Annotated in this window: 27 protein-coding genes; 5 read left to right on the top strand and 22 right to left on the bottom strand. The window is 64.7% G+C overall.

All coding sequences use genetic code 11. From position 1 onward, the window contains the following. Nucleotides 1-42: 42 nt before the first annotated feature. From BACI348_RS18360 to BACI348_RS18310, 11 genes are all read right to left on the bottom strand, one after another. Nucleotides 43-789, bottom strand: coding sequence for an SDR family NAD(P)-dependent oxidoreductase (locus BACI348_RS18360; RefSeq protein ID WP_201298453.1), 747 nt, complete (start codon nucleotides 787-789; stop codon nucleotides 43-45). Next, nucleotides 786-1,559 carry an SDR family NAD(P)-dependent oxidoreductase gene (locus BACI348_RS18355; protein WP_159828917.1) on the bottom strand — a complete coding sequence of 258 codons (774 nt, stop codon included), beginning with the start codon at nucleotides 1,557-1,559 and terminating at the stop codon, nucleotides 786-788. The genes BACI348_RS18360 and BACI348_RS18355 overlap by 4 nt, the downstream gene beginning before the upstream one ends. 4 nt (nucleotides 1,560-1,563) lie before the next feature. Next, entirely contained in the window at nucleotides 1,564-3,039 is a 1,476-nt protein-coding gene (locus BACI348_RS18350) for a gamma-aminobutyraldehyde dehydrogenase (RefSeq protein ID WP_159828914.1), read from the bottom strand. 58 nt (nucleotides 3,040-3,097) lie between these two features. Then, the gene (locus tag BACI348_RS18345) at nucleotides 3,098-4,174 is read right to left on the bottom strand and encodes a proline racemase family protein (protein ID WP_159828911.1); all 1,077 of its coding nucleotides are present in this window, start codon (nucleotides 4,172-4,174) and stop codon (nucleotides 3,098-3,100) included. Further along, entirely contained in the window at nucleotides 4,171-5,088 is a 918-nt protein-coding gene (locus tag BACI348_RS18340) for a dihydrodipicolinate synthase family protein (protein WP_159828908.1), read from the bottom strand. Before BACI348_RS18340 ends, BACI348_RS18345 begins: the two co-directional genes overlap by 4 nt. 63 nt (nucleotides 5,089-5,151) lie before the next feature. Beyond that, a complete protein-coding gene (locus BACI348_RS18335; RefSeq protein ID WP_159828905.1) occupies nucleotides 5,152-6,414 on the bottom strand; it encodes an NAD(P)/FAD-dependent oxidoreductase in 1,263 nt (420 codons plus the stop codon). A 48-nt stretch (nucleotides 6,415-6,462) separates the two neighbouring features. Beyond that, nucleotides 6,463-7,335 carry an amino acid ABC transporter ATP-binding protein gene (locus BACI348_RS18330; RefSeq protein ID WP_159828902.1) on the bottom strand — a complete coding sequence of 291 codons (873 nt, stop codon included), beginning with the start codon at nucleotides 7,333-7,335 and terminating at the stop codon, nucleotides 6,463-6,465. Continuing rightward, on the bottom strand, nucleotides 7,332-8,075 hold the full coding sequence (locus BACI348_RS18325) for an amino acid ABC transporter permease (RefSeq protein WP_159828880.1): 744 nt from the start codon (nucleotides 8,073-8,075) through the stop codon (nucleotides 7,332-7,334). The genes BACI348_RS18330 and BACI348_RS18325 overlap by 4 nt, the downstream gene beginning before the upstream one ends. A 21-nt stretch (nucleotides 8,076-8,096) precedes the next feature. After that, the gene (locus BACI348_RS18320) at nucleotides 8,097-8,945 is read right to left on the bottom strand and encodes a substrate-binding periplasmic protein (protein ID WP_159828877.1); all 849 of its coding nucleotides are present in this window, start codon (nucleotides 8,943-8,945) and stop codon (nucleotides 8,097-8,099) included. Nucleotides 8,946-9,397: 452 nt separating this feature from the next. After that, nucleotides 9,398-9,991 (bottom strand): short chain dehydrogenase, encoded by a 594-nt coding sequence (locus tag BACI348_RS18315; protein WP_159828874.1) that lies wholly within the window; start codon nucleotides 9,989-9,991, stop codon nucleotides 9,398-9,400. A gap of 7 nt (nucleotides 9,992-9,998) precedes the next feature. Continuing rightward, nucleotides 9,999-10,664: a GntR family transcriptional regulator gene (locus BACI348_RS18310; RefSeq protein ID WP_236557629.1), complete on the bottom strand. Its 666-nt coding sequence runs from the start codon at nucleotides 10,662-10,664 to the stop codon at nucleotides 9,999-10,001. 588 nt (nucleotides 10,665-11,252) lie between these two features. Here BACI348_RS18310 and BACI348_RS18305 point away from each other — a divergent pair. Further along, nucleotides 11,253-12,758 (top strand): CoA-acylating methylmalonate-semialdehyde dehydrogenase, encoded by a 1,506-nt coding sequence (locus tag BACI348_RS18305; protein WP_201298451.1) that lies wholly within the window; start codon nucleotides 11,253-11,255, stop codon nucleotides 12,756-12,758. 78 nt (nucleotides 12,759-12,836) lie between these two features. Here BACI348_RS18305 and BACI348_RS18300 read toward each other — a convergent pair whose 3' ends face one another. After that, nucleotides 12,837-14,435: a PucR family transcriptional regulator gene (locus BACI348_RS18300; protein WP_159828871.1), complete on the bottom strand. Its 1,599-nt coding sequence runs from the start codon at nucleotides 14,433-14,435 to the stop codon at nucleotides 12,837-12,839. A 128-nt stretch (nucleotides 14,436-14,563) separates the two neighbouring features. Here BACI348_RS18300 and BACI348_RS18295 point away from each other — a divergent pair, with 128 nt between their 5' ends. The 3 genes from BACI348_RS18295 (at nucleotide 14,564) to BACI348_RS18290 (ending at nucleotide 17,123) form a co-directional block, all read left to right on the top strand. Further along, the gene (locus tag BACI348_RS18295) at nucleotides 14,564-15,910 is read left to right on the top strand and encodes an aspartate aminotransferase family protein (protein WP_159828868.1); all 1,347 of its coding nucleotides are present in this window, start codon (nucleotides 14,564-14,566) and stop codon (nucleotides 15,908-15,910) included. A gap of 104 nt (nucleotides 15,911-16,014) precedes the next feature. Further along, entirely contained in the window at nucleotides 16,015-16,407 is a 393-nt protein-coding gene (locus BACI348_RS21140) for a CBU_0592 family membrane protein (RefSeq protein WP_236557628.1), read from the top strand. A 71-nt stretch (nucleotides 16,408-16,478) separates the two neighbouring features. Beyond that, nucleotides 16,479-17,123: a LysE family translocator gene (locus BACI348_RS18290; RefSeq protein ID WP_328699990.1), complete on the top strand. Its 645-nt coding sequence runs from the start codon at nucleotides 16,479-16,481 to the stop codon at nucleotides 17,121-17,123. A gap of 692 nt (nucleotides 17,124-17,815) precedes the next feature. Here BACI348_RS18290 and BACI348_RS18285 read toward each other — a convergent pair. From BACI348_RS18285 to BACI348_RS18240, 10 genes are all read right to left on the bottom strand, one after another. Continuing rightward, nucleotides 17,816-18,013 (bottom strand): hypothetical protein, encoded by a 198-nt coding sequence (locus BACI348_RS18285; protein WP_159828862.1) that lies wholly within the window; start codon nucleotides 18,011-18,013, stop codon nucleotides 17,816-17,818. A gap of 51 nt (nucleotides 18,014-18,064) precedes the next feature. After that, entirely contained in the window at nucleotides 18,065-18,325 is a 261-nt protein-coding gene (locus tag BACI348_RS20930; RefSeq protein ID WP_159830308.1) for an RES domain-containing protein, read from the bottom strand. 51 nt (nucleotides 18,326-18,376) lie between these two features. Then, on the bottom strand, nucleotides 18,377-19,351 hold the full coding sequence (locus BACI348_RS18275; protein WP_159828859.1) for an alpha/beta fold hydrolase: 975 nt from the start codon (nucleotides 19,349-19,351) through the stop codon (nucleotides 18,377-18,379). 66 nt (nucleotides 19,352-19,417) lie between these two features. Then, nucleotides 19,418-19,729: a Dabb family protein gene (locus BACI348_RS18270; RefSeq protein WP_159828856.1), complete on the bottom strand. Its 312-nt coding sequence runs from the start codon at nucleotides 19,727-19,729 to the stop codon at nucleotides 19,418-19,420. A gap of 38 nt (nucleotides 19,730-19,767) precedes the next feature. Further along, nucleotides 19,768-20,535 carry an SDR family NAD(P)-dependent oxidoreductase gene (locus tag BACI348_RS18265; RefSeq protein ID WP_159828853.1) on the bottom strand — a complete coding sequence of 256 codons (768 nt, stop codon included), beginning with the start codon at nucleotides 20,533-20,535 and terminating at the stop codon, nucleotides 19,768-19,770. Nucleotides 20,536-20,575: 40 nt separating this feature from the next. Further along, on the bottom strand, nucleotides 20,576-20,896 hold the full coding sequence (locus BACI348_RS18260) for a 2Fe-2S iron-sulfur cluster-binding protein (protein ID WP_159828850.1): 321 nt from the start codon (nucleotides 20,894-20,896) through the stop codon (nucleotides 20,576-20,578). An 11-nt stretch (nucleotides 20,897-20,907) separates the two neighbouring features. Further along, on the bottom strand, nucleotides 20,908-22,167 hold the full coding sequence (locus tag BACI348_RS18255; RefSeq protein ID WP_159828847.1) for an NAD(P)/FAD-dependent oxidoreductase: 1,260 nt from the start codon (nucleotides 22,165-22,167) through the stop codon (nucleotides 20,908-20,910). Next, the gene (locus tag BACI348_RS18250; RefSeq protein ID WP_328699988.1) at nucleotides 22,160-22,345 is read right to left on the bottom strand and encodes a hypothetical protein; all 186 of its coding nucleotides are present in this window, start codon (nucleotides 22,343-22,345) and stop codon (nucleotides 22,160-22,162) included. Before BACI348_RS18250 ends, BACI348_RS18255 begins: the two co-directional genes overlap by 8 nt. A gap of 52 nt (nucleotides 22,346-22,397) precedes the next feature. Next, a complete protein-coding gene (locus BACI348_RS18245) occupies nucleotides 22,398-23,423 on the bottom strand; it encodes a cytochrome P450 (RefSeq protein WP_201298450.1) in 1,026 nt (341 codons plus the stop codon). Between the two features lie 196 nt (nucleotides 23,424-23,619). Beyond that, nucleotides 23,620-24,408, bottom strand: coding sequence for an IclR family transcriptional regulator (locus BACI348_RS18240; RefSeq protein WP_159828845.1), 789 nt, complete (start codon nucleotides 24,406-24,408; stop codon nucleotides 23,620-23,622). 209 nt (nucleotides 24,409-24,617) lie between these two features. Between BACI348_RS18240 and BACI348_RS18235 the strand changes: the two genes are divergently transcribed. Next, nucleotides 24,618-25,934, top strand: coding sequence for an MFS transporter (locus BACI348_RS18235; protein WP_159828843.1), 1,317 nt, complete (start codon nucleotides 24,618-24,620; stop codon nucleotides 25,932-25,934). The last annotated feature ends 184 nt before the right edge of the window (nucleotides 25,935-26,118 follow it).

The following is a 26,118-nucleotide window of genomic DNA, read 5'->3' as shown; positions in this document are numbered from 1 at the left end:
CTTCCAGTTCTTCAAGGGGCATAACGTATTGGCTGGCTGGAATCAGCGCACGTAGTCGGCACCGGTGATGTCGATCGTGGCCCCGGTCGTGTGCCGGGACCGGCCCGAAGCAAGGAAGGCGATGACTTCGGCGACGTCCTGCGGGGGAGTGACCTCGCCCAGGGGCAGGGTTTCCAGCAGGGTGGGGTCTGAGGCCAGGTCCCCGGAGATGTCAGTTGCCACCCAACCGGGGGCGACGGCGTAGGCGAGGATATTCTCCGCGGCGTAGCCGCGTGCGATGCCCTTGGTCAGTGCCAGCAGGCCGCCCTTAGCGGCACCGTAGGCGAGGTGTTCGGCGTCGTCCCCGCGGTGCGCGGAGCGGCTCGTGACGTTGACGATAATGCCGCCGCCCCGCTTCCGGAACCCCAGGATGGCTTCCCGGCAGAGGTCAGCGGGGGCGAGGAGGTTCAGCTGATAGTTGGCCTGCCAGCCGCGCTGCCAGTCGCCGTCGTCATCGATCTCTGACGGCAGCCACGCGCCGGCATTGTTGACGAGGACATCGACGCCATCCCGCCACTGAGCGGCTTCACTCCAGACGCGATGGCGTTCGGCGGGTTCGCGGAGATCGCCCTGGACCAGCGTCACGCGATCACCGAGGCGGTCCGCGGTTGCCTGGGCGGAGTCCTTGTCGTTGCCGTAGTGCAGCGCGACGTTCGCTCCCTCCCTGTGCAGCACCTCGACGGTTGCCCGGCCGATGCCCCTCGAGGCGCCGGTGACCAGGGCCGTCTTTCCATCCAGCATGCCGCTCATGCCACGGCCTGCGCGCCGGTGATCTCGATGACGGAACCGCAGATGTATGGCGCCTCGTCGGAGGCAAGGAAGGCTACCAGTGCGGCAATTTCCTCGGGCTTGCCGATGCGTCCGAACGGCACCAGGGCGTCCAGGTCTGCCACGGTGCGGCCGCTGCGGGCAAGGCCCGCCTCCAGCATTGGAGTGTGCACCTCACCTGGGGCGACGGCGTTGACCCGGATGTTGTTGGGCGCATAGTCGCGGGCGAGGTTCTTGGTGAAGGCGACGACGGCGGCCTTCGAGACGTTGTAGGCGATGTGGGCAGGTGCCGGGTACAGGCCCCACTGGGAAGCAGTGTTGACGATGGCACCTCCGCCGGCTTCGATCATGTGCGGCAGCACGGCCCGGCAGAGGTGGAACAGCGAGTCGACGTTGACGGCGAAGGAGAGGTCCCAGTCGTACTCGGTCAGTGAGAGCAGGTCGCCGCGCCGGTTGATGCCGGCGTTATTCACCAGGACATCGATCCGGCCGCGGCTGCTGACGATCTGCTGGACCGCCGCGGTGGAGGCCTCGGGGTCCAGCAGGTCGAAGACCAGCGCTTCGGCGGAGAAGCCTTCGCCAGCCAGAGCATCCGAAATCTCCTTGGCCGCCGTCTCGTTGGCGTCTGCCACATAAACGTGGGCGCCTTCGGCGGCGAGCCGGCCGCTGATGGCGGAGCCGATGCCGCCGCCGGCTCCGGTGACCAGCACGGTCTTGCCGTTGAAGCGGCGGGCGGTTCCCGTCGTCGTCATGTGTCTAGTCCTCGAGGGAGAAGATGGTGCGGTGCCAGCCTTTGGCTTGTTCGCCGGTGAGGTCGAACATGACGTGTTTGACCACGGTGTATTCATCGAAGGAGTAGGTGGACATGTCTTTGCCGAACCCGGACTGCTTGAAGCCGCCGTGGGGCATTTCGCTGATGATGGGGATGTGGTCGTTGACCCAGACGGCGCCGGCGCGGATTTCGCGGGTGGCGCGCAGGGCGCGGTAGACGTCCTTGGTCCACGCCGAGGCGGCCAGGCCGTACGGGGTGTCATTGGCCAGTTGAATCGCTTCGTCGTCGGTGTCGAACGGGGTGACGGCGAGGACGGGACCGAAGACTTCGTCCCGGAAGATCTCACTGTCCGGGGTGGCGTCGGCCACGAGTGTGGGCCGGTAGTAGGAGCCGTTGGCGAGGTCACCGTCCGGGATGCCGCCGCCCAGGACGCGTGCGTAGCCGCGGGCCCGGTCCACCATGCCGGCCACTGTCTCCTGGTGTTTCCGGGAGACGAGCGGGCCAAGGTCCGTTGCGGGGTCCGTGGTGGGGCCGAGCTTCACCTTGGCGTAGAGGTCGGCGACGCCTGCGATGAACTTCTCGTAGAGGGAGCGGTGGACGATGGCACGGGTGGCGGCGGTGCAGTCCTGTCCGGTGTTGATCAGCGATCCGGCTACGGCGCCGTGGATGGCCGCGTCGAGGTCGGCGTCGTCGAACACTACAAAGGGTGCTTTGCCGCCGAGCTCGAGATGGACGCGTTTTGCCGTGGTGGCGGCGGCGTCCAGCACGGTGCGGCCAACCGAGGTGGAGCCGGTGAAGGAGAGCATGTCCACGTCGGGGTGGCGGAGCAGTTCCGCACCGACGGTGGAGCCGCGGCCAGTGAGGACGTTCACGACGCCGGCGGGTAGGCCGGCCTCGGTTGCCACTTCAGCGAACAACAGGGAGGTGAGCGGCGTGATTTCGGCGGGCTTGAGCACGATCGTGTTGCCGGCGGCGATGGCGGGCAGGATCTTCCACGCGGCCATCTGCAGGGGGTAGTTCCAGGGCGAGATGGAGCCGATCACACCGATGGCTTCCCGGCGGATGGATGAGGTGTGGTCCGGGGAGTATTCGCCGGTGGCTTTGCCTTCGAGGTTGCGGGCGGCGCCAGCGTAGAAGGCGATGTTGTCGATGGTGCCCGGGACGTCGAATTCACGGGTGAGGCGGATGGGCTTGCCGGCCTGGCGGGATTCAAGTTGGGCGAATTCTTCGGCGCGCTCTTCCATGAGGGCGGCGAACTTGGTGAGCACCGCCGAGCGGTCGGCCGGGGTGGCGCGGGACCAGGCCGGGAAGGCGTCGCGGGCGGCCTGGACGGCGAGTTTGACGTCGTCGCTGCCGGCGAGGGTGATCGTGTCCACGGTGGTTCCGTTGGACGGGTCGATTACGTCCACGGTTTCTCCGCTGGTACCTTCGACGCGCTTGCCGTTAATGAACTGGCTCACAACTCCTGCTTTCAGTAGTTCTTAAAGAATGTGGGGGGCAACGGCCCCGGGGTGGCGGTCAGGCGCCGGGGGCCCAGATGTCGCCGACGGTGTAGCCGGTGGGGAAGGGGTCGGTGGGATCCAGGACCCACTGGCTGCGTCCGGTGACCCAGCCCCGGCCGGTGACGGTGGGAAGGACCGCGTCGCGGCCGCCCGCCGTCGTCGTGCCTGTCAGGCGGCCGATGAATTCGCTGCCGATGATGCTGTGGTGGGAGAAGTTCTCGCCGATGGCCAGCTGGCCGCGGGCGTGGAGCGCGGCCATCCGGGCGGAGGTGCCGGTGCCGCAGGGGGAGCGGTCCAGGGCTCCGGTCCAGGTGGATGGGTCGGACGGGACGAGCTTGCCGTTGGACAGGACCACGGTGTTGCGGTCCTGCCGGCCGGGCACGCGGTCGCCGGTGTGCAGCATGATCAGGTTGACGCCGGAGACGAGCGGGTTGTCCGGGTGCGTGACGTGGATCTGCTCGAGCGCGGCCATCTTGATCAGGGCGCCGGCCCGCGCCAGTTCCTTGCCGTTGTCCGGGTGCAGGTCCAGGCCCAGGTCTGCTGCCTTGGCTTGGGCGAAGAACTGGCCGCCGAAAACAACATCCACCGGTACGGTGCCGAATTCGGGCACTTGCAGCGGGAAGTCGAGTTCGACGACGAACGCCGGGACGTTCACGACCGTCACCGAGAGGACCTTGCCATCCTGGACCTTGGCGACCGCCTGCACGGTGCCTACCGCAGTGTCAATGGTGACCCCTGTTTCGGGTCCGCGGACCGGGATGATGCCCTCCTCCAGTGCCGCCGTGACAGCGCATATGGTGTTGGATCCTGACATGGGCGTGAAGCCGCCCTGCTCGAGCACCACCATGCCAAAGTCCGAGCCTTTGCTCACGGCGGGCAGGAGGATCACGGAGCAGAGGCCGGGGTAGCCGCGCGGCTCATGAAGCATGAGCCGGCGCAGCCAATCCAGGTTGTCCTTGCAGTACTGCAGGCGCTCCGCCATCGTCTCGCCCTGCACGAGGGCCGCGGCGGAGGTGAGGATCCGGCCGGGTTCGCCTGCCGCATGGACTTCAATGGCGTCCAGGGCGATCGTGCCGGCGGAGCGCGGGGTCATGCTGCTACTGCCGGGAGGACGCCGGCGTTGTGCAGGATGCCCGCGAAGCGCTGGCGCTCCTCTTCGGGCAGGGGCAGGATGGGCAGGCGTGCCGGGCCCACGGGGTGGCCCAGTAGTTCCAGGCCTGCCTTGATGCCGGCCACGTAGTTGACGGACTCGAGGAAGTCACTAATCGCCCAGAGGTGCTTCCACAGCTGGCGGGCACGGTCCAGGTCCTTCTGTTCGGCCAGGGCTTCCCAGAATTCGACGGCGAGTTCGGGCACGACACCGGCGGTGCCCCAGACGGAGGCTTCGGCGCCTGAGGCGATGCCGAAGAACGTCAGGGTGTCCCAGCCGTTGAAGGCCTTGATGCTGTTCGTGTGGTTGGCGAGCAGTTCGGCCAGGCCCACGGCGTCGTCGGAGGTGTTTTTGATGTAGTCCACACCGTCAATGCTGCCCAGTTCGGCGAGTTCGGCTGCGGTGAGCGAGATGCCGGTGGCGCCCGGAACGTTGTAGTAGACGATCGGGATGTTGATGGACTCGGCTACTGCGGACAGGAATGCCTTGAGGGCGCGCAGGTCCAGCGGGTCGTAGAAGGGCGGGACCAGCATGATGGCGTCCGCTCCGACTGCTTCGGCGTGCTGGGCCAGCTCGATGGCGCCCTGTGTTGAGAGCGCGCCGATCCCGGCGACGACCGGGATGCGGCCGTCGGCGCCTTTGACGTAGAGCTCGATGACGCGGCGGTATTCCTCCTGGGAGAGGGTGGTGAATTCGCCGGTGGTGCCGGTGGGGACGATGCCGTGGATTCCGGCGGCGACCAGGCGTTCGACCTGGGCCTGCAGGGTGGCCTCGTCGATGGCGGAGCCGTCCTCGGTGAACGGGGTGGTGACGGCGGCGAGGATGCCGCGCAGTTCCTTCTTGGTGCGTGAAGACATGTTGGGTTCCTTTCGGGGAATGCTGGTACCGCGTGACACTGCGGCCAAAGTGGTGGGCTGTGGTTAGTGGGCCGGGACCGGCTGGCGTTGGACGCCGCGGAAACGGTCTGCCCTGAAGGGCTGAAGCGTAGGTGCCATGCGGCCGCGCAGGATCAGGTCGGTGAGGGCTACAGCAGTGCCTGGCGCGAGGGTGATGCCCATCATTCCGTGGCCGCTTGAGACATAGGTGTTTTGCAGGTGGCCGAGGTGGCCGATGACGGGCAGCCCGTCCGGTGTCATGGGCCGCATGCCGGCCATAGGCGCCGGCTTTGTGGCGGGCGGCTCCCAGTTGCGGAAGTACTTGGCGGGAGCACGCAGGATCGCATCCACGCGGACCTGGTTGATCTTCTCGTCCAGCCCGCCGAACTCCATGGTGCCGGCGATGCGGAGGCGTTCGTTGAACGGTGTCACCGCGACCTTGGCGTCCCAAAGGTTGACCGCGCTGCGCAGACCCAGCGCGGGGACCTCAACGCTGTAGCCCTTGCCCGGGCGCACGGGAAGTGCAACCCCAAACTGCTTGGACAGGTTCCCGCTCCACGCGCCGGCGGCGAGGACGAAGTTGTCGGCGGTGTAGCGGTTTCCTCCGCTTTGCACTGCTGTGACCTTGTCACCGTTGCGTTCAACAGTGTCGATCGGCGAGTTCTCCACGATCTTGACGCCCATGGCGAGCAGCCTCTTGCGAAGCGCCGCGGCCATCGCTCCCGGGTCAACGTGGCGCTCCTGGGGGAAGTAGATGCCCCCCAGCACGCCATCGGTGAGCAGCGGCTCCTGTTCATGCACGGCGTCCCGGTCGAGCACCCGTGGCTGGCGTCCATACTGTGACGCGAGATCCAGGTTGTCGATGTGGTGGTCGAAGTTGTCCTTTTCCATGAACGCCATGAGCAGGCCGTCCGTGTGCATTTCGAAGTCCATGCCGTCGGCACGATATTCATCGAAGATCTGCAGGGTGTCAGCGGCAAGGCGGAGGTGGCCCTCGAAACCTGCGCGCTGGTCACGGGCGTTGGACTTGCGCCACATGCCCAGCATGAACCGCACGAAGGCAGGGTCCAGTGAGGGGCGGATGTAGAGCGGGCTGTCCGGGCGGAGCATCCATTTCATGGATTTGAGGACGACGCCGGGTCCTGGCACGGGTGCCGATTCCGCCGGGCAGATCCACCCGGCGTTGACCTTCGACGCACCAAGCCCGGTGGCTCGGGCGTCAATGACGGTGACGCTCTCGCCCTCCCGGGCGAGGTGGTAGGCCTGGGTCAGGCCGATGACGCCGCCGCCGATTACAACGGTGTGCACAATATTTCCTTTCTTGGTCCGTTTTAGTTGCCCTCATGAAAGGCTGAACTAGAAACGGACAGCGTCCACGAACTTCTTGAGGTCTTCGTTGTCGCAGTTGTCGAATGCAGCTTCCGGAGTGGCGTTGACGGCGATCTCGCCTTCGTGGAAGAACACCACCCGGTCCGCGGCCTTGGAGGCGAACGCCATGTCGTGGGTGACCAGGGCTACGGCGATGCCGTCCTCCTCCTTCAGGCGGCGCAGGACGTCCAGGACCTCGGCTGCGACGGGCGGATCCAGCGCGGAGGTGATCTCGTCACAGAGCAGGAGCTTGGGCTTCATCATCAGGGCACGGGCGATGGCCACGCGCTGACGTTCACCGCCGGAGAGCTGGGTGGGCCTGCTGAGGATGTGGTGGGCCATGCCAACTTCGGCCAGGGCCGCCTCGGCACGGTCACGCCCTTCAGCGGCGCCGACACCACGCGTCTTGCGGGGAGCGAGGACGAGGTTGTCCAGGACGTTCATGTGCGGCCACAAAGTATAGGTCTGGAAAACCATGCCCACCTCGGAGCGGATATTTTCCCATTCTTTAGTGCGCTTCTGCTCGGCGAATACCGTGTGTCCGTCCACGACGATCTCACCCTCGTCAGGATCGGTGAGCCCTGCCAGTGCCCGCAACAGGGTTGACTTGCCGGAACCGCTCTTGCCGATGATGACGGTGATGTCGCCCTTGTTCATGGTGAAGTCGACGTTGCGGAGGATCTTCCGGATCCCGAAGCTCTTCTGGAGGCCGCGGGCCTCCACGAGGACCTGCCCGGCTCCGAACTGACCAGGCGTCTGCTGGGGGGCTGTCACTTGGGTGCTGCCCTTCTGTTCGCTCACTTCATTGTCCTTCCGGGCGGGGCTGGTGGGAAGCTGCGGGGTGAGTGCGGAGTGGCTCATCGTGACGCCACCACCACGCGTGCTCCGGGCATCATCCGGGCCCAAATGCTGGTCCGCGAAGCTCCGCCGAGCGCCGCGTTGTTCTGCATACGGCGTTCGATGGCGCTGGTGATCAGGGAGACCGGGAACGCGATGGCGAAGTAGATGAACGCTGCCAGGGTGAAAATCTCCAGAGCCCGGTAGTTCTGGGCAGAGATCGTGTTCGAGATGAACATCAGATCCGAGACCGCGATGGTCGAGACCAACGCTGTGTCCTTGAACAGTGAGATGTTCAGGGACAGGATCACCGGAAGCTGCTGGCGCATCGCCTGCGGGACGATGATGTAGCGAAGCTGCTGGAAGCGGTTCAGCTGCAGCATCCTGCCTGCCTCGACCTGCTCGACCGGAACCGACTGGAAGCCGCTGCGGTACGTCTCAGCCATAAACGCAGTGAGGTTGGCTGTGAGGGCGATGACTGCGGAGGCGTAGCCTGGCAGGGTCACTCCTGTAAGGGCCGGCAGTGCGTAGAAGATCCAGAAGAGCTGAACCAGCAACGGGGTGCAGCGGAAGATCTCGATGTATCCCTGGGCGGCCCAGCGGATGACCTCAATCTTTGACATCCGGCCCACGGCAACAGGGATTGCCAGGATCATGCTCAGGACGATGGTAATCACCGTGATCTGAAGCGTCAGCCCCAGGCCCTGCAGCATGCTGGGCAAGGCGTTGGCGACCACGTCCCAGTCGAACTTGTATCCATTCATGTCGTGCTCCTAACGGAGGGCTTACTTCTTGCGAAGGTCGCCGAGGTTGTCGATTTCGACGTAGCCGACCTTCTCGTAGGCCTGGGTGAGCTGTCCGCTCTTCTGTGCACGCTCGATGGCGATGTTGACGATCTGCAGGGACCGGGGGTCGATGGTTGCCGGGACGCCGTAGGCGGCGGAGGCGGAGTAGAGCTCCGGTTCGGGTACCAGAATTTTCAGGCTCGGATCGGCCTGTGCCTGGGATTCCGCGGTGGGCAGGTCAGTGAACTCGGCAATGGTGCGTCCGGCCTGGACGGCTGAGATGGCGTTGGAGTAGCTGTCCACCGGCATGATGTTGGAGGTGTGGCCCTGAAGCGCCTTTTCGGGCGAGGAGCCCTGGGCGGTAGCAATCTGGCCGCCGTTGGCCAGCAGGTCCTCCACGGTCTTGAAGGGGGAGTCGGCCTTGACCACGAAAACGCCCTGGTACTGGTAAACCGGGTCGGTGAAGCCAATCGCCAGTGAACGCTCCACGGTGTAGTCAAGGTTGGCTGCGAAGTCGTAACGGTTGGCCTGCAGGCCGGCGACGATGTTCTTCCACTCGGCGGCAACGGGCACGAGCTTCACGCCGAGCTGCTTGGCCAGTTCCTCCAGCGGGATCAGGTTCGGACCGCCCAGCGTCCCATCGGGCTGCTGAACGGTCATGGGCGGTGCGATAGCCACGCCGACGCGCAGTTCACCCCGCTTCTTGATGTCCTCGAGCAGGGAGCCCTGAGCAGAGCCGGAAGTAGCGGAGGCGCTCTCGCCTCGGAAACCGGCGCCGACATAGCCGCCGCCGATGGCGACCAAGAGTACGGCCAGGACTGCAAGGACGATCTTGCTTGTTTTGGTCATTGTCTAAAACCCTCTTTACGGGAATGGGTTACGGGGCTGGCGGAGAAGGAGTGCGGTGCTGCCAGCTCGAAGGGAAAATTTACGGTTCTGGCCTGGGCGAGTGCCCTGCAGCGCCAGGAGGTTGAGCTTCAGCGTGGGTAGCGTCATTCTCAGTGGTTTGGTTGTTTTATTGTCAAACAATCAGCGACGTGATTCAACAGTAAACCTGTGACTGGGACCACGTCCAGTACTTTTTGGAAAATCTCCAGGTCTCCACGAAACAGTCCGGTAACGTTTGGCCCGCGTGTAGTCGGGGGAGTAGCTGTCGAAGCGGTTAGATTCCGAGGAATGTAAATTCCGCGTAACGCCGGTAATCGAAGGCTTGTCCGGAGACGGAAAAGAGCTGGTCCTCCACTTGTGAATGGAAGACCAGCTCTCTAGTACGGACCTGCAGCTGCTGGCGGATGCCCGACTTAATCCAGGGCGTATACCTGTCCCGTTTGAATGCCCTCGACCGATTTTACGTAGGCCCGCCCCACGGTCTGGGCGGGGACCTGAGAGAAGCCGGGGAAGTAATCGTGGTATCCGGTGGCTTCGGCCAGCACTGAAGGACTCACGGCGTTGATGCGGATGCGCCGCGGCAATTCGGCCGCGGCGGCCATGACAAAGGACTCCAGGGCGCCGTTGGCGAGCGAGGCAGCGGCGCCGGTAAGGATGGGTTCGCGCGCAAGCACGCCTGTCGTCAGCGTGAACGACCCACCATCGGTGATGTGGCTGGCGCCGATCTGTACCAGGTTGACCTGTCCAAGGACTTTGTCCTCGAAGCCTGCCCGAAAGTCCTTGTCTGTGAGGTCCGCAAGTGGCTTGAAGGGAACCGATCCGGTACAGGAGATGACAGCATCGACCGTGCCGACCTCATCAAACATGCGCTGGATGGAGTCCGGCTCGGACAGATCTACCACCACGTCGCCGGAACGGGATGCTTCAATCACCTCATGACGGTCTCGAAGTGCGGAGACCGCCGCGGAACCGAGCAGGCCGTTGGCGCCGACAATCAGGATCTTCATACGGTTGTTACTCCTTGGGGGATTCGGTGTTCAGCAGGGGAATGAGTTCCTCAGCGCTACGGACCGTGTGTTCGCTGAAGGCCTTCCTGATGATCTCCAGATCCTTGGTCCTGATGGCGTCAACCAGCTTCTCGTGAACACGGTGGGCACGTGCCGGGTCCGCCCGTGCTGCCTGGTCCTGCGCGAGGATGATGGTCAGATGTGCTTCAGTGACTGGCCAAAGGCGCAGCAGGAGTGCGTTTTCGGACGCGGCCCACAGTTTCCGGTGGAAGGCGACGTGGCTTTCGTGCCGAATGACCGGGTCCGGGTCCATCTCCACCTGGCTGTATTCGGCCCAGCTTTCTTCAACCATGCGCATGCGCCGGCCCGAATCGTCTTCAACGATGGCGGTGGCGGCGAGCATATCCAGGGCCATCCGTGTATTGGCCAGGTCCATGATGGCAGCCGCGTCAAGGGTGGCTACCCGAAGTCCGCGGTAAGGTTCCTGGACCAGAAGGCCCTCCTGCGCCATCTGGTTGAGGGCCTCACGAACGGTGGGACGGCTGACGTTCAACCACTCCGAAAGCTGCACCTCGGTAAGCTTTTCTCCCGGCTTGATGGTGCCAAGCACCACGGCCCGGCGGATCTCATTGATCACGCCGTCCCTGCGGGAGACCGAGGCTACGGGGGACATCCTCAAAGGCAGCGACATCGACTCTGGTGACAGGTGCGTTTCCGCCATGGGCTTCCCCAATACTAGAAGTCAGCTCTGCTTGATGCAGATTGTCAGACAAGACTATCGGGTTTACGCGCGCGCGTAAATGGCCGCTCTACCTTGCAGGCACGCCGGACCTCACAACCCCCGCACCTGCACTGGCCCGCGCCGATTCGTGAGGAAGCCACAGGACGGGGGCGCCCTCGGAGGCTGGCATGACGCTTCCTTCGCCGATAAATCTTGGCGCAGACGCAGCCTCAGTAGCCGCAGTCGACGGCTGCCACCATCCACTCTCCGGGCAATGTTCACCCGTCCGCACAGCGGGGTGCTCCGCAGAGGCTGGAGGCGAGGGGAAGGTGCGGCGTCGTTTCATTAAGACTCCTGGTATGCGGGGACGCGGGCTGTAGTACACACCGTATTAGCGCATCCTCCAGTCCTGGGCCTGTACATATGTCGTAGCAACCTGCTGACAGGCGCCATATGTATGGTCGGGAACCTGGGCTCGGGGAGCTAACGTTGCAGCCAAGCCACTCCTGGCAAGCCCCCATACTAGAAGCGAGAAGAAGCGTGTCCGTAAACCTGGAACTTCCCGTGCTGTCCCACTGGATCGGTGGAGCCGAAGCGCTCTCCTCTGGAGACCGTACCTCCCCTGTCTTCGATCCCGCCCGCGGCATCGAAACCAAGCGCGTGGCTTTGGCCAACGCCTCGGATATCGAAACTGCGATCTCCTCTGCTCAGAAGGCGTACCCGGCCTGGCGGGACATGTCCATCACCAAGCGCCAGCAGATCATTTTCCGCTTCCGCGAGCTGCTGAATGAGCGCAAGGGCGAACTTGCGCAGATCATCACCTCCGAGCACGGCAAAGTAGTCTCTGACGCACTCGGTGAGATCACCCGGGGCCAGGAAGTCGTCGAACTCGCCACCGGGTTCCCGCACCTGATCAAGGGCGAGCACTCCGAAAACGTCTCCACTGGGGTCGACGTTTACTCCACCAAGTCCCCCCTCGGCGTCGTCGGGATCATCAGCCCGTTCAACTTCCCGGCCATGGTGCCCCTGTGGTTCCTCCCGATCGCCATCGCCGCCGGCAACACCGTGGTGCTCAAGCCGAGTGAAAAGGACCCGACGGCCGCTAACTGGCTCGCCGAGCTGTTCACTGAAGCAGGCCTGCCCGATGGTGTCTTCAACGTCCTGCACGGCGACAAGGAAGCCGTTGACGGGCTTCTGGAGCACAAGGACGTCAAGGCCATCTCCTTCGTCGGTTCCACCCCCATCGCGCAGTACATTTACGAAACCGCGGCCCGGAACGGCAAGCGCGTCCAGGCCCTGGGCGGCGCCAAGAACCACATGCTGGTCCTGCCCGATGCCGACCTCGAACTGACGGCCGACGCCGCCATCAACGCCGGCTTCGGCTCCGCCGGTGAACGCTGCATGGCCATCAGCGTGCTCGTCGCCGTCGAACCCGTCGCAGACGCGCTGATCGAAAAAATCACCGCCCGGATGGCAACACTGAAAATCGGCGACGGCCGCCGCAACTGCGACATGGGGCCCCTGGTCACCAGGCAGCACCGCGACAAAGTCGCCTCCTACATCGACGTTGCCATCGAAGACGGCGCCAAAGTCGTCGTGGACGGCCGCGGCATCAACGTCGACGGTGACGAAAACGGCTTCTGGCTCGGCCCCACCCTGATCGACGAAGTCCCGGTCACCTCCCGGGTCTACACCGAGGAAATCTTCGGCCCCGTCCTGTCAGTGGTGCGCGTCCGCAGTTACGAAGAGGGCCTGGACCTGATCAACTCCGGTGCCTTCGGCAACGGCACGGCCATCTTCACCAACGACGGCGGCGCCGCCCGCCGCTTCCAGAACGAGGTCGAGGTAGGCATGGTCGGCATCAACGTGCCCATCCCCGTCCCCGTCGCGTACTACTCCTTCGGCGGATTCAAGGACTCCATCTTCGGCAGCTCCAAGGCCTACGGCCTGCAGGGCTTCGAGTTCTACACCCGTGAAAAGGCCATCACCTCCCGCTGGCTCGACCCCAGCCACGGCGGCATCAACCTGGGCTTCCCCCAGAACTAGAGCCAATAACAGATTTCAGGAACCCGGCACTGGCTCCGAACATGAAAGCCTCCGGCGTACGCCGGAGGCTTTCATGTTCTATAACCCTTGGTGACCACTTCCGTCTTCCAGGAACTGGACAGCCGCGAAAAGCTCCAACCGGTCCCGCATCCCGTCCAAATTCAACCCGAGGATCTTTCCGGCCGCACCGATCCGGTTACGCAACGTATGCCGGTGGACGCCCATTCGCCGGGCCGTCTTATCCCAGACGCAATTGTTCGCAAACCACTCCCGCACAGTCTCCAGAAGCTCCGTTCCTTCAGCCCTGTCGTGGGCAATCAGCGGCTGCAGCAGGCCGCGGGCCACAGCGCCGGCCTCGTCCTCCCGGAGCAGGCCCAGCATGCCGCCTTCGGACAGCTCAGCGAATGCGACGACAGGTCTTCCCACTTCTACAGCCCGGCTCAGAGCACGCGTAGCCTCTTTCAGGCCAACGGAGATCCCCTTCAAGTCCGTCTCGGACGAAACACCGGACACCGAGCCGTGGCGCTGCAGAACTTCCAGGACCTTCTCCTGATGGGCCCTGCCTGCCAAAACCACCAGAAACTCACCGTACAAGGCATAAAACACCGCCCCCCGGTAGTCGTCCGCCAGCAGTTCCAACGCTTCGAGCAGGTTCGGAGCTTGGTTCTCCTGCCGCGAGGCCGTCACCAAGAGAGGCTCGCGGGGGAGTTGGCCCCAGACCTGCCGGGCCGTCCGCGTCGCCACATCAGTACTGCCGGCCAGCAGCTGTTCGAAAACCCCCGCACGCAGGTGCCGGCGTGCCGTATCGAGGGTACGGGCCTGCTCGAGCGCCAGGCTCGCGAGGCCGATAACGCTGTTGACAATATCCGCCCTCGCCGGGTCCAAAGGCTCCATGGCACCCAGCACCAGAGCGCCCCGAAGATTCCCCTTCCGGCCCAGGGTCTGCAACGTGACAGGCTGACCGCCCACATCCAGGTGCGAAGCGGACCGCGTGCCCAACTCCAGGGCGGTTCGTACCCTCGCGGTCACCTCAGCGGTGATGCCAGACGGGACTGGACGGTTCCTGGGCATGCGAACGTAATTACCGGCAGCGTCGTAAAGAGCCACCCAGCTGTGCAACTGCCGCTCAAGCTCACCGAGGATCGATGTGAGGCCGTCCGGCCGCAACGCTGCGCGGGAAATAGCCCGCTGCGCCTGCAGGGACCACTCAGCCCGCGCGTGCTCCTCCCGGGCAATGTAGTCGGCAACCAGGCGGATAATCGCGATAAACGGGGTCCGGTCAGGCACCTCCAGCAACGGCAGGCCCTGACTCCGGCAAGCCGCCTCCAGCCCCGGCGGCAGCGCCCCGTGGATCACCTGCGTCGCGAAGCCCAGGCCCACGATGCCATGGTCCACCAGCCGGCGTACATACTCCTCGTAGCCGCGGCCGTGGTGCGCTGCCAAAGGCCGGCCCCCGTCGCCCGCTTGGGCCACTGTCGCCCCCTCGGGGTCCAGCGGAAACTGCGTACCGTCTGTCAGCAGCAGCTGCCCGGCGTCCAGGAAAGGCGTCGGGTCCTCCAAGTCCGAACTGTGGACCCAGCTGATCGGCTGCTCCAGCAGCGGAGCGCCCAGATCGGGCACAACAAGCCGCAGCTTCAGGGAACGGCTGCGGAGAAGGACATTCAGGCTTGGCGGCACGCGCACCCCTCGTCATGTGAAAACGTCGATCGGGATCGAATTGATTGTACAAACGTATACCGCAATCCAGGGCGCAGGAACCGGATGATGGAAGGAACTTCCCCCTTCATCCACCGAGAGGAACCGTCATGGTCGTCAGCCCGGTCGCCCTGGACCCAGCAGCAACAAGCACAGATCTCAGCAACGCCGATGTCGTTGCTTTGGACCGGAAGAACGTCTTCCATTCCTGGTCCGCCCAGAAGTCATTGAACCCCATGGCAATCGCCGGCGGCTCCGGCAGCACTGTGTGGGACCACGACGGCAACACCTACCTGGACTTCTCCAGCCAGCTGGTCAATACCAACATCGGCCATCAGCACCCCAAGGTCATTGCAGCCATCGCCCGGCAGGCGACAAGCCTGGCAACGGTGGCACCGGCTGCGGCAAACCACGTCCGGGCAACGGCCGCCGCCAAGATCCTCTCGCACGCACCTGCCAACATGGAAAAGGTCTTTTTCACCAACGGCGGTGCCGACGCCAACGAAAACGCCATCCGGATGGCGCGCCTGCACACCGGCCGCGACAAGGTCCTCTCCCGCTACCGCTCGTACCACGGCAATACCGGCTCGGCGATCGCGGCCACAGGGGACTGGCGCCGCATTCCGAACGAATACTCCCGCGGCCACGTCCACGTCTTCGGCCCCTACCTGTACCGCTCCGAATTCTGGGCCGAAACCCCAGAACAGGAAACCGAGCGGGCCCTGCATCACCTGCGCCGCGTCATCCAGGCCGAAGGCCCTCAGTCCATCGCCGCGATCCTGCTGGAAACCGTCCCCGGCACGGCCGGTATCCTCGTCCCTACCCCCGGCTACCTCGAAGGCGTCCGGGCGCTGTGCGACGAATACGGCATCGTCATGATCCTCGATGAGGTCATGGCCGGCTTCGGCCGCACCGGGGACTGGTTTGCCTTCGACGCCTTCAACATCACCCCGGACCTCATCACCTTTGCCAAGGGCGTGAACTCCGGCTACGTCCCCGTGGGCGGGGTCATCATCTCCGGCGAAATCTCCGCAACGTTCGACGAACGCGTCTTTCCCGGCGGGCTTACCTACTCGGGCCACCCCATAGCCGCAGCCTCCATCGTCGCGTCGATCGACGCCTTCGAAGAAGAGGACATCATAGGCAACGCCGCACGGATCGGCCGCGACCACCTCGAGCCGGGCCTCACAGCTTTGGCCGCCAAGCACAACGTCATCGGAGAAGTCCGCGGACGCGGCGTCTTCTGGGCGCTCGAACTCGTCCAGGACCGGACAACCCGAACCCCGGTCAGTGCCGACTACATGGGGCGGCTCAAAGTTGAAATCCTGCGCCTCGGCCTGTTGCCCTTCCTCGCAGACAACCGCATCCACGTAGTGCCGCCAGCAGTCGTCACCCCTGAAGAAGTAGCCCAGGCATTGCGCATCTACGATCAGGCTCTGACGACCGTGACCATGTAGCCGGATCATTTGGGGCAATGAGGAGGGCGTGACCGCGCATCGACCCGGTCACGCCCTCCTCACTCCGACGTGGTGGCAGGCGGGCAACATCTGAAAGGGGAAACATGGAGCCTTTGTGGGAATTCATCGGGTGGACCGGTGCAGCAGTGATCCTCAGCGCCTACCTGGCTGTCTCCATGAGCTGGATAAGAACTGGCAGGGCCTTCCAGACCGCTAATCTGCTCGGCGCTTGCGCCTTCATAGTCAACGGAGCAGTTCACCAGGCCTGGCCCTCAGTTGCAACAAACATCGCGTGGTTCCTCATCTCCGCCATCGCGCTACTGCGCCTGCGTGCAAGTCGACGGACACCCCAACCAGTCCTCGATCCACCACAGGTTCAATTCCCTGGCGTCCCCGATACAACCTGCCAACTCGCTGTGGTCGAGATTCTCACTTCGCCTACGGGCGACGTCGACCAACAGCGTTCACTGCACCAATCCCGGCAGGAGTTGTCGTGACGCCTTCTATCGCAGCAGGCGCATTCTTAACCCTGCAGCTTTGCCCCAGCTACCCTTGAACGGTGACTCTCATGACAGCTGTTCTTTCCTTCGCACTTGTTGCCGGACTTCTGACACTGGTCCCCGGCCTGGACACCGCCCTGGTCTTGAGATCATCCATTTCCAAATCGCGAAGCTTCGCCTTCGCCACAGCGCTGGGCATCAACACCGGTGCGATGATCTGGGGCGTAGCCGCCGCCGTCGGCGTATCAGCACTGCTGGCGGCCTCGGAGCTCGCCTACCGCGTGCTCACACTCGCCGGAGCGGCCTACATGGTCTGGCTGGGAGCGTCACTCCTGTGGAAGAGCCTACGAAAAGAACAAGTCTCCGCCGCGCCGAGCGATGCAGCGGGAGAACTCATTTCCGGAAAAAAGGACCTGATGAAAGGCTGGCTGACCGGTACCGGAACAAACTTGCTCAATCCCAAGGTCGGTGTCTTCTACATTGCCACCATTCCCCAGTTCATCCCCGCAGGCGCCTCGCCCCTGCTGACGGGCATAGTGCTCGCCGGGGTCCACTGCCTGTTGGCCATGGTTTGGTTCACTTTGCTGATTTTCGGCACAGGATACGCGGCTCGCTGGCTTAAAGGTGCCCGCAGCGTGCGCATCATCGACAGCATCACCGGCACAGTCCTGGTGGGTTTCGGCGTGAAACTAGCCCTCCAACCCGGCCACTAGCCTTCTACCTGCTGTTTCAATATTCAGAGAGCCACGGCGAACGGCTTTGACTAGCTCAGCCTGCTTAGGGAGGCTGTTCCTGGCCGCAAGCGACCAGGGCGTTACAGCGGAAGGATCTCCGACATGCCACCGCTCCGGGAGGAAGCGAACCTTGCTGCTGCACTCACCCAGCCAAAGGCGGCTCGAGGCGGTGCATCTCAGCCGTGGCGAAGCAGACCTCAGCCTGATCTGGGCGTGCTGAGTTCTGCATCCTTGCGAAAGTCTGGCGAAGCCGGCCCTTGGTATTCTCATCGCAGCCCGTTGCCCGGGGCTGGCCGGACGCAGAAGTACACGAGAGTAAGGCGAACCTCCGAAACGCCGCCCGGCCGTCGCCGCCGGGAAAATGCTCCGGAAAGCACTCTCTGACGCTGTTACCCGCCCTGAGCAACGCGAGTGGGGAAACGCTTCGAGGGAGTGCGGGAAAGCCCCGTAAGAAGTCCCCTCCCAGCCTTTGAAACGCCGATAATGAAGATTCCGTCAAGCTAGGGCGACGAGGGGCTAGGGGAGGGGTCCTATTCACTCCACGTCAGACCGAGCGTCCGGAAGGTGTCCTTGATCGCATCGCTGTCGCGTTGCAGGTCCCCTGACCTGGCGTGCGTTAGCTTCGGGCTGATGTACGGGTCGCCGGGTCGTTCGAAGATGGCCCAGAGTCGTCAGTCGTCGCCATGGCGGGATGCGAAGGAAATCCCGTCGAGGTCTGTTGTCTCGTAGATCCAAGCGGCGATGGCCTGGGTTAGTCCGCGCGGCCTAGTGTCCTTCAGGGCTGCGACGTCCAGGTCTAAGAGTCCGAGGCTGAGAGCCACCCCGACGAAGTGCGGATGAAGGACAGCGATGGAGCGCGAGTCCGTCACGGCGCAGTAGGAGCCGGTAGGTTCGGCTGACGTCGCTGCGCGGACGTCAAGTCACTCCCGAGGCACCTGCCCGGATACCAGGGTCGGGTGCAGCACCGCATCTTCGTCATCCTCGGCGATCTCGTCCAGCTCCGCGGCCAGGCGGGCATCGCGCCGGAATCCGGCGAGCACCTCGAGCAGGCATGCCCTGAGGCTGGAGCCGGCGTAGACGGTACGGAAGTTTCCGTGCAGGTCATCCCACCGGCCAGGGAATCTGCCGTCGGTTGCCCATTCCCAGCCACTCCACGCCCACGGATCGGGGCGGAAACCAATGCGCCATACCCGGGTCGTGCGTTCCCGCTGAGCTGCTTTCCTCCGGGACCGTCAGGCCGTTGCCGGCGGGGCGGGGGAGTCCTGCCGCTGCACGACGCGCTGAATGAACTCGACCGTCTCGCGTTCCGTGTCGGCGCGGGTGGTGGGTTCGTTGTGCACCTCGTGCCGGACGCCGGGGAAGACGCGGGTGCGGACGTCCGGGTGGCCCGAATCGGCAAGGCGGTTCGCCACGTGATAGGCGCCTTCGCCGTAGTTGGTCACGGGGTCCTGGTCGCCGGCGAGGATCAGCACGGGGAGGTCGGCGGGGAGCTGTTTGTACCAGTCGTCGGAGTTGACCTGGTCGTAGAGGTCCACGAAGCCCTGGAGGAAGCGCGCGCTCAGTGGGGTGCCGAAATTGTTGAAGGGGTCCCTGCCGTGGTCGGCGACCACGGCAGCATCCAGCGCCACCCAGGCGGTGGGGCCGGCACCTTCGCCGAAGCGGCCCAGGAAACCGTCGAACAGCTGGCCCACCAGTTCCTCGGGCGCGGGGTCCGCCGCGCGCTCGCTGGAGGCAAGCCGCGCCAGTTCGGGCCGGTTGATCATCTTCTCGATGCCCCGCATCTGGGCGGCGATGCCGCAGAGGATCAGGCCGGAAAGCTGAGCCTGTGGGGTTGTGGCCAAACCGCGCGCGATCATGGAACCCCAGCTGTGGCCGAAGACCACGTAGGGAAGCGACGGGAGCTCTTCCCGGGCCTTGGCTTGGAGGGTGACCTCATCCGCGACCACCACGCTGGCGGCCTCCTCGCCGGCGTCACCCCAGGTGCCCTGCTGCATGGCCGTGCGCCCGTGCCCGGAATGGTCGCCCGCCACTACGATGAATCCGGCGTCCACCAGGGTGGAGATGAGGTGGAGGTAGCGGCGGGAGTGCTCACCGAGCCCGTGGATCAACTGCACGATGGCCTTGGGCTGACCGATGGGTTCGTACACCCAGGCCTGGATGGTGTCCCGGCCGTTGGCGGACGTGAACTCGATTTCCTGCAGTGACATGGCTTCCTCCTCTGGCGGCGCCGTCGCCGATCCGAGGCGAGCCTAACCCGGGCCAGGGCAGTGCCGTCAAGGGCGCAGGGCAGCCGACTCATAGTCGACGCTGATGATCAGGTCGCTGTTCGGAAACGAGAATTCAGTCAGGGCCCGGTGGGACGGATGGACGTAGTAGTCCTTTACATCCTCGGTGTTCTCGAACTCGGCGATGATGGTGTAGTCGGCCGATGACTGGCCTACCACGATGCCGAGGTCCGGGCCGTGGGAGATGCTGCGCAGGGCCGGGATATGGTCCGGAAGCTGCGACAGCGCCTGCCTCCACGCGGCGAGGCCTTCAGCGGGAGTATCCGGCTTGAATTTGAGAATGGTGACGTGGCTTATCACGGTTGGTCCGTTCGGGTTGTGCGCGGGTGATGGACTGGTCAGATGGACGTGTAGCCGCCGTCGATGACCAACTCGGAGCCGGTGGAGAATGCGGACTCGTCGGATGCCAGGTACAGCACGCCCTGGGCAACCTCCATGGGTTCGCCCTGGCGTTTGATGGCATTTGAGCCAAGGAGTTGGGCGTAGTACGCCTCGGGTCCCACAGCGGAAGCGTTCGCGGCTGATGAGCTCATGGTGGTGCGCATCGAACCGGGATGGATCGAGTTGAACCGGATGCCGTACTCGCCGTAGGTGTGGGCGTCAGCCTTGGTGAGCAGGCGGACGGCGCCCTTGGTTGCGTGGTACAGGGGCACGCTCTTGCCGCCGGTGATCCCGTGCGTTGAGGAGAAGTTGATGACGCTGCCCCTGCGGAGCTCCATCATGCCGGGCACCACGGCGCGGGTCATCAGCCAGAGTCCCTTGACGTTGATGTTGAAGATGCGGTCGAACTCTTCGGGCGTGGATTCGTGGGACGGTGACGGGCGGCCGATGATGCCCGCCGCGTTGACCAGCACATCGATGGGGCCAAGCTCCTGCTGGACCCGGCCGACTGCCTGGTTCACGCCGTCTTCGTCGGTGACGTCGACGTCGTATTCACGGATCCGGTCGTGATCCGGGAACCGGCGCTCGCCGCTGACGTCGAAGCTCGCAACCTGTGCACCCTCCCGGGCCAGAAGCTCTGCGCAGGCGCTGCCCAGGTCCCCCCTGCCGCCGGTGATGACGGCGACCTTTCCCTTAACCCGGCTGCCGCCGTCGTCCTTTGTCATGATTTTCTCCTTTGAAGCGTATGGATGCTGATGGCGCGGCTCAGTCTTCGGGCGCCAGGGTGACCGTCATGCCGTCCAGCTCCGGGGCAAACCCGATCTGGCAGGAGAGCCTGGAGCATTCCTCATCGAAGCCTTCAGCCTCGGCCAGCACCTCAATCTCGTCCTCGCTGCGTTCCCCCAGGGACTGCACCACATTTTTAGGAATGTAGACGTGGCAGGTGGCGCAGGAGGCGGTGCCGCCGCAGGATGCCAGGACGGGGAGGTCGTTGTCCCGCAGCGCCTCCATGAGCGACTGCTCAGGCTCCCATTCGAGGGGCTGGGCGTTGCCTTCACGGTCTATGACGTTGAGTTTGTTGTTCATGGCGGTTCCTCTTAGTGAACGGGGACGGGTGTGGAAGGAACGACGGCGTCTGCCAGGCCGATGTGCGGATTGGCGACCAGCTCCGCGTCGAGGCGGGCACTGTCCAGGATGAGCTTTTTTGCGGGCCGGAAATCGGACAAGCCTGCGACGGTGTCCACCGCCGCCAGCCGCCCGTCCCGCAGGTAGGCGACGGAGAACTTGCCGTCAGCAGGCGTGCCGCGCACGATGACGTCGTCGTCCGGCCGGCGGACCCCGGCGGTCTGCAGGCGCACACCGTGCTGGACAGTCCAGAACCAGGGGACCTCGGTTTTGGTCCCGGCCGGCGTTCCCGTGAGCGCGTCGGCCACGCCCTCGGCCTGGGCCATGGCGTTCTGGATGCATTCCAGCCGCTGGCTGAAACCGTCGATGGGGCTGGTGAAACGGGTGACGTCGCCAGCCGCGAAAATGTGCGGATCGGAGGTCCGGCCGCTGCCGTCAACCAGGATTCCGTCGGCACAGTCCAGCCCGGCCCGTTCCGCCAGCTCCTGGTTCGGCAGCACACCGATCCCGGTGACCACCACGTCGGCGTCGTAGGTTGACCCGTCCGCTGTCCTGACCCGTTCCGCCTTCATGGTTCCTTCAACGCCGGTGACGGCGGCGCCGAAGACAAACCGGACACCTTGGGTTCGGTGGAGTTCCTCGAAGTGGCGGGAGACCGGCTCCGATGTCACGCGGCTCATCACCCGGTCCTGGAACTCCAGGACGGTGACGCTGCAGCCGAGTCCGACGGCGGCCGCAGCCACTTCCAGCCCGATGTAGCCTGCCCCGATAATCACCACCTTCGCTCCGGGTACCAGCGCACGCTTGAGGTTGAGTGCGTCGTCCCGGCTGCGGAGGGCCTGGACGCCGGGGAGGCCGGCGCCGGGGACGGGCAGGTCCCGGGCGCGGGACCCGGTGGCCAGGACCAGCTGGTGGTAGGGCTGCAGGGTGCCGTCCGAGAGCTGGACGGTGCGGGCTGCCGGCTCGATGGCGGTAACGCCAACACCTGCAACGCGGTGGATGTCTTTGTCCTGGTAATACGTTTCCTTGCGCAGCAGGGTTGTCTGCTCCGGGGCGCCCGGCTTGAGCAGTTCCTTGGACAGGGGCGGCCGTTCGTAGGGGACGGCGTGTTCTTCGTCGAACATCGTGATGGCGCCGGTCCAGCCGCGGACTCGAAGCCCCGCCGCGACGGCAACTCCTGCATGTCCGGCGCCGACGATGATAACGGGGTGCACGGGATGCTGTTCAGTCATTGATCTTCTCCAGTTTCACGATAAGACGCTCCGGGCCGGAGTTGCTGAGGTTGTTGCCGCGGACATATTCGATGGGTTCATTGGGGTCCAGCCGGACGGCGGCGAGCTTTTCGGCCAGGACCTGCGCGGCCACCGTCGTCTCGAGACGGGCCAGCGGAGCCCCGAGGCAGGCGTGCACGCCGTGGCCGAACCCCAGATGGCCGTCAGTGTCGCGGTCGATGTTGAAGCGTTCACCGTCCGGGAACTTCCCGCTGTCCCGGTTGTGCCCCGGGAAGCAGCCGCACGATGGCGCCCTGCGGGATGACGGTCCCCGCCACTTCCACGTCCTCCGTGGTGACTCGGCTGGCGCGCTGGATGGTTCCCCGGAAGCGGGCCAGCTCCTCGGCGAACTTCACCGCATCCGCGGGGTTCCGGCGGATCCGGTCCAGCAGGTGGGGCTGTTCGCTGTAGGTCAGGAAGGTGTTGGCCAGCAGGATGGTGGTGGTGTCGTGGCCGGCGACGAAGACGAAGGCGCAGAGTTCCTTGGCTTCCTTCTCCGTGAGCGTGCCCTCTTTCCACATGCGGGCGATATGGCCGCCGATGGACTCGTTCCCCTCGAGATGGAGCCGCTCCATGTTCTCTTTGAGGTACTCGAAGAGTTCCAGGGTGCTCTGTTCGTCGGTGGCGGTTCCGGGGGCGTTGCGGGCCAGCCGGCCGAAGTAGCTGAAGGTTTCATCCGACCAGAACTTCATCTTCTCGAAGTCCTCCGCCCGGACGTCCAGCAGGGCGCCGATGGTGGAGATGCTCAGCGGGATGGCGAACTCTTCCACCACGTCGCCGCCGCCGTTGGCGATGAGGCGGTCCAGGGAGCGGTGCGCGTTGGCCCGGACCAGGTCCTCGAAGAGGTTGATGGCCTTGGGTGTAAAGGCCTTGGCCACCACCTGGCGCAGCCGGGCATGGTCCGGCGCGTCAATGATGGTCAGGAAGTTCAGGGGGACCGGCTTGACCACTTCCGAGGAGAAGATCTTCGGGGCGCGCATGGCCTTGCGGACGTCGGCGTAGCGGGAGATGAACCAGACGTCGGACACGGGGGACTGTGCCCGCAGGACCGGCGCGTTCTCCCGCATCCAGGCGTAGTGCTCGTAGGGATCGCCCTGAGAGCCGTCGTCGACCACTTTGAAGGGCGCAAGGTGGGCCGGCCAGGGCAGTTCATGGGAGTACGGGGGCAACTCCGCAGCTGCTGCGGGGAGCGCTGTTTCTGTCTGGGATGACATCATTGTCCGTTCCTTTTGCGGTTGGTTCCGGCCACGCGAAGCACGGGCTGGATGGTGGAGGGTCACTCCCGGGTTGTGGCGCCGGCTGATTGTGCTGGCGGGTCCCGGTGGAGTGATCTGCGTCTCCACCAACTATGGCGACATGACCGGATCAGGACACACGCCATTTCCGATGAACGGATGTGCCTTTTTCGGAGCCTTAGCGGCGCCGCGGCCCGGATGGCGCGCCGGCGCCGAGGGCACGCGAAATTCCGTGCGCGGCCGTGAGCAGTGCGGGCACAGTGAAGGGCACGTTGGTCTCACCGCTGGGAACCGTGGCGTTCAGGGCGGCGGCGATGGTGTTGCCCGAACTGAACACCGGCACGGCGATGCCGGTCCAGCCCTTGACCGCAATGCCGGGGAGTGCCGCGTAGCCGCGCTGCCTGATCTCGGCAAGGTGGCGCCGGATGGTGGGCGGATCCGTGATGGTCTCTTCGGTGACCTTCTCCAACGGGGCCGCCAGGACTTCCTGCTGCAGCCACGTGGGCGAGTAGGCCAGCAGGACCAGCCCGGAGGACGTGGCATGCAGGGGCGCCCGCTGGGCGATGTGGGCTGCGTCGAGCGCGCGTTTTGCGGCCGAGTCCGGGGCGGAAAGGCGTTCCAGGTAAAGGACCGAGCCGTGGTCCAGGACTGCCAGGGTTGTGTACTGGTGGACCGCCGCCTGGACGTCTTCCATATAGGGCAGGGCAATCTCGCGCAGCGACAGGGCCTGGGAGCCGCGGGCGGCCAGTTCCCAGAGGCGTACCCCCACACGCAACTGCCCGTCGGCGTCCCGTTCCATGAGGCCGTGCTTCAACATCTCCTCCACCAGGCGGTGGGCGGTGGTCATCGGCAGTCCGGCGCGCTGCGACAGCTCGGACAGGGACATCGACGGCACCTGCCGGTCGAAGGCAGCCATCAGCCGCACCACACGGCTGATCACCGACTCACCAGTGGGGGAATTGGCCATGGGGAAAGTTTGCCACGCCATGCGGCGCCGGGGTTGTCCTCCGGCACGGGCGTGCTTATCGGCTTTCCGATCATCGGAAAAGCGGGGGCCGCACACGGGAGGGCGTTCCTAGAGTGTGACCATCCTCATATCTTCTGGCGTCCCCCACCGCGCTGCCAACGCCGGCATCGTGCTGAACGGGCAGACCCAGTCCTCCCTAGGAGAACCACATGACAGCACTGACTGAAGTCCCCACCAGGAGTAAAAACACTCTTTCCCGGGTTATTGCGGCCTCCATGGTCGGGACCGTGATCGAGTGGTATGACTTCTTCATCTTCGGTTCCATGGCAGCGCTCCTGCTGGGGCCGGTCTTCTTCCCAAGTGACAACAAGGCACTGAGCACCATGGCCTCCATGGCCACGTTCGCCGTCGCGTTTCTCATCCGGCCCCTTGGGGCCGTGGTGCTGGGGCACTTTGGGGACAAGTTCGGCAGGCGCTCCACGCTGGTGCTGGCGCTGCTCCTGATGGGCGGGTCCACCCTGGCGGTGGGCCTGCTGCCCTCTTACGCGCAATGGGGTGTCGCGGCGCCGGTCCTGCTGATTCTCTGCCGGGTCCTGCAGGGTTTTGCCCTGGGCGGCGAGTACGGCGGGGCGGTACTGATGGTCGTAGAGAACGCGGATGCCAAAAACAAGAAGGGCTTCTACGGCGCGTTCCTGAGTGCGGCCTCACCGGTGGGATTCCTCCTGGCCACCGGCGTCATTGCCCTGACAGCCCTGGCCACCACCGACGAGCAGATGGCCGCATGGGGCTGGCGCATCCCGTTCCTCACCAGCGCCATCATGGTGGGCATCGGCCTGTACATCCGGCTCATGCTCGAAGAGTCCGATGCGTTCAAGGAGCTCCAGAACAAGGCGGAGACGCAGGAGAAGCCGCAGCAGAAGGTGCCCTTCCTCGATATGTTCCGCAAGCACCCGGTGGAGGTGCTCAAATCCATCCTTGTACCCATTGGCGTGCAGGCTGCCTATTACATGACCACGGTCTTCCTGCTCTCCTTCGCCCGGAACTCGGGCGGCTTCAACGTGGACCAGGCCAACTCGATGGTCATGATCGCCGCGGTGGCATTCCTGCTGTTCATCTTCATCGGCGGGTACTGGTCGGACAGGGCTCCGCGGTGGGTGCCGATGTCTGTTGGCCTGGGCGGATACGCCGTCTCGATCTTCCTGATGTTCCCGATGGTCCAGTCCGGAAATTACCTTCTTGCCGCGGCGGCCTTTGTGCTGGGGCTGGCATTCGTCGGACTGCTCTACGGGCCCATGAGCATCTACATGGCTGAGCTGTTCTCGGGCAGCGTGCGCTACACCGGCGTCTCCTTCGGGTACCAGATGGCATCGGCCATCACCGGCGGCCTGACGCCCGTCTTCTCCGTGGCACTTCTTGAGCAGACCGGATCACCCGCCGCCGTCGCAGGGTATGCGGCGGTCATGATGGCCATCGCGTTCGCGGGCCTGATGCTGCGCCGCACCCGCACCAACTGGAGCAAGGCCTGACATGACCCGCCACCATCACCCTCTGCGCCGTCACCATCACCTGCGCGCCCTGACATCAGAGCGGACGACGGTCTCCGCTCCGCCGGAAGCAGTCACCCGGGATTGGGGTACTCAGGTGGATCCCGGACCTGCGAGGGGTGCTGTGGTTGCCACCGCGGAACAGCCTGCAGACCCGCGGCCGTGG

Origin of the sequence: Arthrobacter sp. 9AX (assembly GCF_902506095.1) — a bacterium.
Lineage (GTDB): Bacteria > Actinomycetota > Actinomycetes > Actinomycetales > Micrococcaceae > Arthrobacter.
Note: the sequence above shows the minus strand (reverse complement) of the source record. Positions and strands in the feature narration are given on the sequence as shown.